We start from the raw sequence: 12,580 nt of genomic DNA on the forward strand, positions 1-12,580 counted from the left end.
GATTGAAACAGGTTCTCAGCAAGCTGTTAATGGTGGTCAGTTGCATGATTATACTGAAGAGCAGATGAAGATAGTTCTTGAGGATGCTAATAAGTATACGGATGAGAAAGTTTCTCATATTGTAAAAGATGGAGTTAATGAGGCTAATTCGTATACGGATATGAAGTTTTCGACATTAAATTATGCTATTGAGGATGTTCGAAAAGAGGCAAGACAAGCAGCAGCTGTTGGTTTAGCGGTAGCTGGTTTACGCTATAGTGATATTCCTGGAAAATTAACAATCGCATTTGGTAGTGGTTTATGGCGTAGTCAATCTGCTTTTGCTTTTGGTGCAGGTTATACTTCAGAGAACGGTGATATTGGTTCCAACTTGTCAATTACCACTTCTGGAGGTCACTGGGGTATAAGTGCAGGGGTTAATGTGATACTCAACTAATAAACGACTAAATCCATAAAATTGATTTGCCCTTTTCTTAAATAAGAAAAAGGCAAATTTTTTATCTTTTTCCAGAGCTCTCTAAAGCTATTCTAAATGTATAAAACTCCCGTAATTATATAAAATCCGAATATAAAAGCCTCTGACAACTTTGTTGAGAATAAAAGACCTTAGTGGTAAAGATTCAAAAAATTGATTGCTATTATTTTGATTTGTTAAAATGCTTCACGCAATGTCAATACGAATATACCCTTTATTAAAAGGAGACAGTTTTAGCTTTTATTTTCGTATAGTTTTAAACGTATGCTTTATAATGCAACGATCTACAGATATGCAACGTACTCCAAACACAAGTATTGCTTTAGGGTAGTGGAGCGCAAACGGAAAAAGAATGGAGCGTTTCTGTAGGTAATATGGCTTACGCTTTAGAGAAAAGCAGTATCGCAATAGGTAGTGAATATAATAAGAAGAGCGAATACGGGGAAAATGATTATACTCTTTCGAAGAGTGATTATTCAACAGTAGTGGGAGCTGTTTCTAAAGTTTTAGAATATGGTTCGATTTCACTTGGTTACTCCGTGCATATACATTTGCTCAAGAAGCTATTTCTATGGGCTTCTATTCAAAAGCAAATGGGGTTGGAAGTATCGCTTTAGGTTCTTATTCTAAAGTGACGGTTGATGGGGGGCTATTGGGAACAACTCTGTGTCCGGTAGGGCTGATGGCGTTTTTGGGTATACGTCTCTTCTGCAAGGACCGGCTAAAAACCCTGAATCTCAATGGAAAAGTATGAAAGTTGCAGTAAGTATTGGTGTTCCTAGTAAGAATATAATGCAACAAATTATAGGCGTAGCAGCTGGTAGCAAACCTACCGATGCAGTGAACCTTAGACAGTTGCAGGATTTAGAAGAAGTTGTAAGAAAAAAGGGTGGAAACTGTTTATTGCTGGTGAGGAAGTTAAAGATATGGGTGCTAGATAGTACAATAAATTTTTCATCTGGAGTAAGTAACTTCAGGGTTAAAAGAGATAAGGACGATGAAAATAAGCTCATATTGAGTTTGGCTAATGATATAGCATTGAAAAGCATAACATTAGGAGAAAAAACAAAAGTAGATGCAACAGGCTTAGTAATTACTGATGTCTCGCAAATAACCACCGGTAGTATTAATGCGGCAAGTAAACAAGTAACAAATGTTGCAGAAGGAACTAGCAATACTGATGCAGTGAATTTTTCACAACTGAAGGGAATAAAAGAACAAGTAGCAGTGAGTATTTTTGTAAAATAGGATATAGCAACGAGACACATTACCATTAGTAAGGATATAGATGGGGCATTTAGTAAAAAGCTTTCATAAATCCTCTAATGAAATAAAAATCTTATTCACGAAAAATAAACTGATGCCTAAGCGGATAATCAATAGGTACAAAAATTATATTTCTTTCAAAGAGATCAAAGCTAAAAACGACATGCAACCTTTGATAGAAAAACAAAATCCATTCTAATATTAAGTATTTTTTTACCTTCCTCAAATTGACTTTCACGAACCTACCCCTAATTACCCTCTAAAGGCGTTGCAGAAACAACAGCTTACGTCTTAATTTTATTTATGTCCTAAAAACACAGGCTGTAAGAGCGCGGACATGCAAGGGAAATAAGAAAGCTTTAGGGTTCTAGATTATACCTTTTTTGTGTTTTTAATCTATTATTATGAAGGGGGTATTATGAAAAAATTATACACTACACAAAATCTGCGTGATTTGAGTTTTTCTCGCTCACATTGTCGATCATCATTGTTTAAAGTAGCGTCGTTAGGAACTGCGGTTGCCTTATTTTTATCGAATGCTGCTCCTGTTTTTTCAGCAAATCTCGATTTAACAAAGGCATCTCTTGAAAATGTGAAGAATGCCGCTGTAGTTTATCCGCAAAGTACTATTTCTGCGTATGATGATTATAACAGTGGTATGGATGGTTATAATTCTGTAATAAATGTTTTAACAGCCGACGGAAAATTTGCATGGGAAGATGCGCAAAACATCTTCACAGCGAATGGCACGCTCGTTTCTGATTCAAAAAGGGATAAGAGGGCTAAAAAAGCTGTTGTTTTAGATCCAGAGAAATATACGGCAAAAGAGAAAAGTTTTACTATAAACTCTATGGCTCGCGCTTCAGGGCTAGACGGTATTGCGATAGGTTCCGTATATGATAATCAAGATAGCATTGGGGAATATACATTCGCGAATGATTACTCCTCAAAGGTGAGGGCTGATGGTAATGGAGCTATTGTTATAGATAAGAATGCTGAAACGCGTGCGGCTGAAACGCGGGCGTATGGCAATGTTGTTCTTGGGGACGGTTCTTCGACTACATCGCTTGCTGGCGCTAGCGGTTACAGTCCTATCGAGCTAAGCGAAAAAAATAAAAACAGTGAGGTATGGAAAAGTACTGCGCATGCAGCAACTATTGGTGATTATAAAAATCAGGTAACACGCCAGCTTGAAGGAGTGGCTGCTGGTAGTTATTCTACCGATGCCGTTAATGTTGCACAGCTAAAAGCGTTAAAAACTTACGTAGACCAAGGTTGGCAGCTATCTATTGGGGGTAAAAATGCCACAACGATTGGTATAACGAGCACGGTAGATTTGTCGGCTGCAAGTGATAACCTTAAGATTACAAAAGGTGCGGAAGACAATAATGTAAAATTTGATCTAGCTAACAATATTACAGTGGAACGAGTTACCGCTGGGAGAAGCTCTATAAGTGATGATGGCATTATATTTGCTGATGGGGCTAGAATAACTGTGGATGGTATTGATGCTGGCAATAAGCAGATTACAGGAGTGGCAGCTGGGGAAGAATCTTATGATGCAGTGAATTTTGCGCAGCTACAAGAGATAAAAAATCAAATAGCAGCAAATAGTCTTGTTAAGCAAGATGGTGGAGAAGAAGGTCGTATCACCATTGGTATAGAAACAGGTGGTTCTGAAATCAATGTTGCAAACAAATCGGGTGAAGATAGGATAATTTCCGGTGTGAAGGCTGCTGTAAACAATAACGACGCTGTTAATAAACAACAGCTCGATGGTCAGATTGCAGATGTTGTTGACACTATAAAAAGCAATAGCCTTGTTAAGCGAGAAGAAGAGACAAATCGTATCATCATCGGTAAGGAAATAGAAGGCACAGAGATTAATATTGCAAACAAATCAGGTGATGCTCGTGCAATTTCCGGTGTGAAAGAAGCAGTTAAGGATGATGAAGCCGTTAATAAAAAACAACTTGATGGTGAAATTGCAGATATCACGGACAGTATTAAGGTCATTAAAGAAGCAAATAACTTTGCGGTTCTTTATGATAAAAATGCAGATGGCACCATTAATTATAATAGCGTGACTTTGGGTGGTGATAAGACTACGGCACCAGTTTCTCTCCATAATGTACAAGCTGGTACAATTGCAAAAGGGTCGAATGATGCAATTAATGGTAGCCAGATTGAAAAAATATCTGGAGATATAGCAGGTATTTTTGGTGGTGATGCGGACTTTCACGACGGTATCTTGTTTGGTCCGCACTATCATTTATCGCACATTTCTGAAGATGGTGCAGCAGTAACTAAGGACCATAATAATGTTGGTACAGCTTTGACAGGGCTTGATGAGAATATAAACAATGTGAATAGCCGCTTAACACATGTAGCTAATGAATTTACTCAGAAAATTGAGGGTGTTTCTAAAGATTCTCTATTGTGGAGCAATGATGAGCAGGCATTTGTAGCACAGCATGGAGAGGGAAGAACCAATAGCAAAATTAAATTTCTTGCCAATGGAGATATTGCTGAAGATTCAACCGATGCAGTAAATGGTTCGCAGCTCTTTGCTACTAATCAGAATGTTACCACTGTTACGAATGATCTAGCAAAAATTTCTCAAAATACATCTAAATATTTTGGTGGTGGTGCAGATATATCTAACGGTAAGGCTCCCACTTACACTATTCAGGGTAAGCCACATAATGATTTTGAATCTACTTTTAATGCTGTTGATACTTCTATCACGAATATCCAAAATCAAATCACTAATGCAGCAAAGAATAGCCTTGTTAAGCAGGAAGGAGATGCAGGTACTATTACCATTGGTGTGATAACGGGGGGGACAGAAATTAATGTTGCAAACAAATCTGGTGATGCTCGTACAATTTCTGGTGTAAAAGCTGCAGAGCGAAATGATGAAGCTGTTAACAAAGCCCAGCTTGATAAAAGTATAGAGAAGATTTCTAATGATATTAATCTTACAAGTGCTACTGCAGTTCTCTATGATAAAGAAAACGATACCGTTAATTATAATAGCATAACTTTGGGTGGTGATAAGACTACAGCACCAGTTTCCCTCCATAATGTTAAAGATGGGAAAATTGCTGAAGATTCGCATGATGCTATCAATGGGAACCAAATTAATAAAATATCTGGAGATGTAGCAAACATTTTGGGTGGGAATGCGGAATTTAGCGACGGTATTTTGTTCGGTCCGCTCTATCATTTATCGCGCATTTCTGAAGATGGCGTAGCAGTATCTAAAGACCATAATAATGTTGGTGACGCTTTGACAGGGCTTGATGACAATATCAACAATGTGAATAGCCGCTTAACACATGTAGCCAATGAATTTACTCAGAAAATTGAGGGTGTTTCTAAAGATTCTCTATTGTGGAGTAATGATGAGCAAGCATTTGTGGCACAGCATGGAGAGGAAAAAACCAATAGCAAAATTAAGTTTCTTGCCAATGGAGACATTTCTGAAGATTCAACCGATGCAGTAAATGGTTCGCAGCTCTTTGCTACTAATCAGAATGTTATCACTGTTACGAATGATCTAGAAAAAATTTCTCAAAATACATCACAATATTTTGGTGGTGGTGCAGATATATCTAACGGTAAGGCTCCCACTTACACTATTCAGGGTAAGCCACATAATGATTTTGAATCTACTTTTAATGCTGTTGATACTTCTATCACGAATATCCAAAATCAAATCACTAATGCAGCAAAAAATAGCCTTGTTAAGCAGGAGGAAAATGAAGGTACTATCACCATAGGTAAGGCAACAGGAGGTTCTATAATTAATATTGCAAATAATGCAGGCAACGATAGGACAATTTCTGGTGTGAAGGCAGCTGTGAATGGTAATGAAGCTGTTAACAAAGCCCAGCTTGATAAAAGTATAGAGAAGATTTCTAATGATATTAATCTTACAAGTGCTGCTGCAGTTCTTTATGATAAAGAAAACGGTACCGTTAATTATGGTAGCGTAACTTTAGGTGGGATGGATAACCAAGTCCCTGTTGTTCTCCATAATGTTAAAGATGGCATAATTGCGCAAGGATCGCATGATGCAATCAATGGGAACCAAATTAATAAAATATCTGGAGATATAGCAAATTATTTTGGTGGTGGTGCCTCGTTCGAAAATGGTGCTTTTAAAGGACCAAACTATAGTTTATCTGTTATTGTTGAAGATGGTCAGGTGGCAAAAGCCAATTATCATGACGTTGGCTCAGCTTTGAGTGGTCTTGATGCAAATGTGAAGAGTGTGAATACGCATCTGACGAATGTGGTAAAAGATGTCAATGAAAAAATCACGAATATNCGGTGATGAGCAGGCATTTGTAGCACAGCATGGAGAGGGAAGAACCAATAGCAAAATTAAGTTTCTTGCCAATGGAGATATTTCTGCTAACTCAACAGATGCTATAAATGGTTCGCAGCTTTATTTGATGAGCAACCAATTGGCTGCGTATTTTGGTGGTGGCGCTGGTTATAATAATGGAAAATGGACCGCTCCTACTTTCAAGATAACACATTTCAAGGCTAACGGGAGTTCTGCTGAAAAGAAGGATTATCATGACGTTGCCAGTGCTTTTGACGGTGTAAGTGAGAGTATGTCTAAGATAAACGACCGCATTCAAAATGTTGAAAACAATGTCTCGTCCAATGGTTTAAATTGGAATGAGCAGAAAAAAGCTTATGACGCTAGCCATGATGGTCAACCAAGTAAGATTATCAATGTAGCAGATGGTAAAATTGCAGAAGGTTCAAAAGATGCAGTCAATGGTGGACAGCTTTGGGAGACCAACGAACGTATCACTGGCGTTGAAAAAGATATTAAACATATTGAAAACAGAGTCGACAATATTTCCACTACGGTTACGAATATTGGTGAAACAGTTTTCAATATTGAAGACAGAGTTGATAATATTGAGAACACGGTTAATAATCTTTCTGATGGTGCAGTTAACTATGATAAAGATGTTGATGGTAAAAAGACCAATAAGATCACTCTAAAAGGTGGGAATGAAAGTGAACCTGTTATGATTGATAATGTTGCGGATGGTCGTATTGAACAAGGTTCGAAAGAAGCTGTTAATGGTGGTCAACTGCATGATTACACTGAGCAGCAGATGAAGGTCGTTCTTGATCAATCAAAGCATTACACAGATCAACGGGTGAATAATATCGTTATCGATGCTATTGATGATGCCGTTGATCGGGCTCACCAATATACAGATATGAAGTTTAATATTTTAAGTTATGACATTAAGAGTGTACGCAAAGAAGCAAGGCAAGCAGCGGCGGTTGGTCTAGCAGTGTCCAATCTACGTTACTTCGACGAACCAGGATCTTTGAGTGTCTCATTTGGTAGCGGCGCATGGCGTGGACAATCGGCATTTGCTCTTGGAGCTGGTTATACATCTGAAAATGGAAAAATCCGCTCTAATCTCTCTGCCACGAGTGCTGGTGGTCATTGGGGAATAGGTGGTGCAATCACTCTGAAAATAAAATAATACGAACAATAAAAACCGAACAAAACATTCACCCTTATTTATTGAAATGAGGGTGAATGTTTTTTTACAGACGCACAGTATTTATCTAGAGATAAGCATAATATTTGATGACGATATAAACTTTGATGTTTTATAGAAGCCCCTTATATGCTTTTATTGCAAAAAGATCACAGTAGAATCCATATTGCTAAAAAGTTATATTTTTATGTTGCTATTTTCTTGAACAGTCTATAGTCATGCAGGAATGTATATTAATAAGACTCATTTTGATAAAATAACTTTCAAAGGGGGGATAAGTAGTGCGTAAAGATAAAAGATACATCAAAGGATCACGCATATATCATTACATAATATTTTAAGAAGAGAAGTCCTAACTAAAAAACAATTATCCGAAGCAAGTTAGATATCGGACATACTACAATCTCTTTTTATTTTACTTGTTATTAATAAAAAAATGCTTTCTAATAAAACTAAAGTCTATAATTAAGAAAACACATACTAAAACCTTTTTTAAAGCATTTTATAGTAACGACTACCAAGTAAAAAATAATATTAAATATGGAAGACCTCTTTTTTAGTTAGTAAAAAACAGCACACTAAAACCCTTAGATTCTAAATATATTATTTCTATGTCCACAAAACATAAACCAAAAACAAACATTTAGATCTCAATACAGAAAGCACAAACAAAACAAAAGACTCAAAATGTTCACATCCTAAGCAACGATCCTCTATTATGAATTCCAGGGAGATTAATAATGCTAAAATGTGTCTTTTTTATGTTTTGGAGGTGTTTTTAAGTTTTTTCATTGGAGAATTTGTTATGAAAAAATTATATGCCACATTAGCACACGATGATGCAAATGGGACTCATTTTCCTTATCCCTTGTCTTTGGTGAGGGTGCTTTTGTTGGTTGCAATAGTTGCGTTTTTGTCGAATGTTTCTCCTAGTTTTTCGGCAAATGTCGATTTAAGCAAAATGTTCCTTGAAGGTGTCGAGAGTGCTGTTGTAGGAACTCCACAAAATGTTATCTCTGCTTATAATAGCGATAACAGTGATTTAGATGCTTCTAGTGCGTCAAAGGAGAATTATATAACAGCGTTGAGTGTTGCGACGACACCTAAGGTGGATGCTACCAGTGACTATGCAAATTTTCTCATCAATACTCTTTCTGGTAACAGTGATAAGAATTCCACAATAAAGACTGATAATAGTTCTGTAATAAATACTTTGACAGCAAGACAACTTATTCCTGTTAGTGAAATGCAGAGAGGTGGTGGCAAAGGTGTTGAGTTGGGTGAGGCGGCGAGTGCGCCCTCTGTGTCGTCTATTGCGATAGGCAATAAGCAAACATATGACTGTGGTAAAGGCAAAAACTGTTCTTACGTCGCTGCACGTGCGTCAGCTGAAAGAACAATAGCTATCGGTTTATCATCTGAAGCTAAGAATTATCAGGGAATTGCTATTGGTGTTACTGCACAAGCATTCGCTGACAATACTGTTGCTATAGGTCCCTCTACAAAGGCGACAGAAAAAAATGCTATCGTTTTGGGGTATAGTTCAGAGGCGACAGGTTTGAATAGTATTTCTATAGGGCGCTCGGCGCACTCTTTGGGTCTGCATAGTATCGCAATAGGTTCTGATGATATTACAGATAAATATCCAGATGATTATACAACTGCGAAGAGTAATCATTCAATTGCCGTAGGGCGTGTTGCTAAAGTCCGAGGAGAAAATGGGATTGGTATTGGTCAGCGTTCATCGGTATGGGATAATGCTAACAATGGCATTTCTATCGGTTACTATTCAAAAGCGCAGGCGTTGGATAGTATCGGGCTAGGTCACGACGCTTTGGGGATGGTGGAAGGGAGTGTTGCAATAGGAAGCCATACTAGAGCTAATAGGGCTGCTGGTGTTTCAGGATATACTTCTGTGCTGCAGGGACCTGCAACGAATGAGGTATCTTATTGGAAATCTACGTCAGGTGCTGTTAGTGTTGGTGATGTTGATGCTGGCAAAACACGACAAATTACAGGTGTAGCGGCTGGTAGTGAAGATGCAGATGCAGTGAATGTTATACAATTAAAAGACTTAGAAAGGGTCGTAAGACAAAATGGTTGGAAACTGTCTGTTGACGGTAAAAATGCTAAAACAGTCATTATGGATAGTGGAGTAGATTTTTCTACTGGCAGTACCAATCTTAACATTACAAAAGGTGATAAGGATAATAAGGTAAAATTTGATTTAGCTAAGGATGTTACATTAACGAGCTTAAAGGCAGGCACAACTGCCCTAGATGCAACAGGCTTAGTGATTTCTGGAGGCCCCAAAATAACGACCGATGGTATTGATGCTGGAGGTAAAGAGATAAAGAAAGTTAAGGCTGCAGCACTCACTGAGACTTCACAACAAGCGGTGAATGGTTCACAGTTATTTGCAACAAATAATGAAATTGCTGATGTAAGAGACAGTATCCTTGTTAAGCAAGAACAAGAAGAAGAAAATAGATTAGCGCGTAGTCTCCGTGCGGGGGGTACAGGTCTCATCACCATTGGGAAAGGAACTGGTGGTACTGAAATCAGCATTCTGAATAAAGATAATGGGAAACGGAAAATTTCCGGTTTATTAGGTGGCGATCTCAGTGCAAATTCAGATGAAGCGGTTAATGGCTCACAGCTGTTTACTACAAATCAAAATGTTACAATTGTAGCCACGAATATAGCTAAGTATTTAGGTGGTGGTGCTAAATATGAAAGTGGCGCATGGACTGCTCCTAAATTCACTGTTAAGTCCGTTAAGGATGATGGCGAAACAGAAAACAAAGAATATCCTGATGTAGCATCTGCCTTTGAAGGTGTAGGTACTTCTATCACGAATGTTCAGAATAAATTGACTGAACAGGTTAATAATGTGATTAACAAAGTAGAAAGCGAAAGCTTTGTTCAGCAAGACAAAACAACACATCGTCTCACTATTGGAGCTGCAGTAGAAGGCAGTGAAATCAATATAGCCAACAAGACTGGTGCGGATCGGATAATTTCAGGTGTTGGTGAAGCAACAAAGGATAATGAAGCTGTTAACAAAGGTCAGCTTGATAAAAGTCTGAAGGATCTTTCTACCAGCCTTCAGTCTGATGATTCAGCCGTTGTTCATTACGATAAAAAAGATGGTGATAATGGCGGCATTAATTACACGAGTGTGACTTTAGGTGGTAAAGATAAGACAGCTGTAGGTCTCCATAATGTTGCCGATGGTAAGATTGCCAAGGATTCACATGATGCAATCACGGGTGGACAGGTTAATACCATAGCTTCGGATTTATCAAAGATTTTAGGTGGCGCTGTATCCTTTGATGGCAAAAACTTTACAGGACCAACGTATGACTTATCGACAGTTTCTAAAGAGGGTAATGTAACAAATAAATCGTATGAAGGTGTTGAAACAGCCTTTAAAGGACTTGATGAGAATATCAAAACCGTTAACGATCGTATTAAGGAAGTCTCAGAAGGAGTTTCACAGGATTCTTTATCATGGAGTAATCAGAGTAATGCTTTTGTAGCCTTGCATGGAAAAGAAGGTGAAAAGACAAACAGCAAGGTCACATCGCTGGCTGATGGTTCTCTAGTGGCGGGTTCGAGCGATGCGGTTACGGGTGGACAGATTAATACCATAGCTGCGAGTTTAGCAAAAATTTTAGGAGGCAAAGCATCGTTTAGTGCTGATGGCACTTTTACAGCTCCCAGCTATGACTTATCGACAGTTTCTAAAGAGGGTGATGTAACAAATAAATCATATGAAGGTGTTGGAACCGCTTTTTCAGCTCTTGATGCAAATATCAAGAATGTGAATGCACGGATTAAAGAGGTTTCACAAGGAGTTGCACAGGATTCTTTGGTATGGAGCAAGGATGCAAATGCCTTTAGTGCGCAGCATGGAGAAAAAGAGGATAAAAAAAATAGCAAAATTACCTCTCTTGAAAATGGTAAACTTTCAGAGGAATCAACCGATGCCGTGAATGGTTCACAGCTCCATTCTACGAACACAGCCCTTGCAGAATATTTTGGTGGTAATACCAAGTATGAGGAAGGCAAATGGACAGAACCTGATTTCAAAGTTGCACAATTTGATTCTGATGGCACAGAAGGTGATACAAAGATTTATCATAATGTTGCTGCTGCTTTTGAAGGTGTTAACAGTGCTTTCACGACACTTAATGATGAGATTGTCGATGTAAGAGACAGTATCCTTGTTAAGCAAGAAGAAGAGACGAGCTTTAGTCGTAGTCTTCGTGCAGGGGGATCGGGTGTTATCACCATAGGTAAGGCAGCAGGCGGTACGGAAGTAAGTATTCTTAACAATGAAGGTAAGGAACGGACACTTACCGGTGTGAGTACTGGTGAACTTTCAGAAAGTTCAACGGATGCGGTTAATGGTTCGCAACTTTTTACAACCAATAAAAATGTTACTAAGATTGCTGAGCATACAGCGAAATATTTTGGTGGTGGTGCAGGCTATGATGATGCAGGTGAATGGACTGCCCCAAGTTTCAAGGTTAAAAAATTCGATGATACAGGCAATTCGAAAGAGGAAACTTATAATAATGTTGCGGATGCGTTAGATGGCGTAAGTACATCTTTCACGAATATTCACAAAGAGATTAACAAAGTTGTAAGCGATAGCCTTGTTAAGCAAGATAATGATACAAAACTTATTAGCATAGGTTCTGGAAAAGGTGGTTCTGCAATCAGTATAGCAGATAATACGAGTACAGATCGGACACTTTCTGGTGTGAAGGCGGCAGAGAATGATAACGAAGCGGTTAACAAAGGGCAGCTTGATAAAGAGATCAAAGGTCTTGCTCAAACCGTTAAAAGTGATTCTTTGAATTGGAGTGAAGCGGATAAAGCTTTTGTAGCGCAGCATGGAGAAGGAGATACGAAAGGGAATAGCAAGATTACGTCTCTTCAGGCTGGAAGAGTTTCTAAAGACTCAAGCGAAGCGGTTAATGGTTCTCAGCTTTATTCATTAGGTGATAAGGTTGCTACGTATTTTGGCGGAGGTGCCAAGTATGAGAGTGGAGAGTGGACTGCTCCAAGTTTCAAGATTAAGACCTTCAATGATGATGGTACTGAAAAAGATAAAAGCTATACTGATGTAGCTTCTGCCTTTGAGGGTGTAGGTACTTCTATCACAAATGTAAAAAAAGAGCTTACCAAGGTCGTAGGCGATAGCCTAGTTAAACAGGATACAGACAGCAAGACTATCAAGATTGGTGCGGAGACAGATGGTGCTACGATCAATATTGCA

At 38.4% G+C, this 12,580-nt stretch carries 4 protein-coding genes and 2 pseudogenes; all 6 read left to right on the top strand.

Translation table 11 applies throughout. The features are described 5' to 3' along the window. Positions 1 to 436, top strand: a 436-nt coding sequence (locus ACFIME_RS09220) for a YadA-like family protein (protein ID WP_375684841.1), incomplete at its 5' end; no start/stop codon positions are given. A gap of 413 nt (positions 437 to 849) precedes the next feature. Further along, positions 850 to 1,092, top strand: a complete 243-nt coding sequence (locus ACFIME_RS09225; protein ID WP_375633132.1) for a hypothetical protein — start codon at positions 850 to 852, stop codon at positions 1,090 to 1,092. A 133-nt stretch (positions 1,093 to 1,225) separates the two neighbouring features. Next, complete coding sequence (locus ACFIME_RS09230) at positions 1,226 to 1,723, top strand: hypothetical protein (protein ID WP_375684842.1); 498 nt, start codon at positions 1,226 to 1,228, stop codon at positions 1,721 to 1,723. Positions 1,724 to 2,591: 868 nt separating this feature from the next. Continuing rightward, a pseudogene (locus ACFIME_RS09235) lies at positions 2,592 to 3,959 on the top strand (hypothetical protein); the annotation flags it as partial. A 336-nt stretch (positions 3,960 to 4,295) separates the two neighbouring features. Continuing rightward, a pseudogene (locus ACFIME_RS09240) lies at positions 4,296 to 7,272 on the top strand (Vomp family autotransporter); the annotation flags it as partial. Between the two features lie 823 nt (positions 7,273 to 8,095). Continuing rightward, positions 8,096 to 12,580: hypothetical protein (locus ACFIME_RS09245; RefSeq protein ID WP_375684843.1), on the top strand; the 4,485-nt coding region annotated here is incomplete at its 3' end.

Source organism: Bartonella sp. AP1QHHD, assembly GCF_042196265.1.
In the GTDB taxonomy this organism is placed as follows: domain Bacteria; phylum Pseudomonadota; class Alphaproteobacteria; order Rhizobiales; family Rhizobiaceae; genus Bartonella.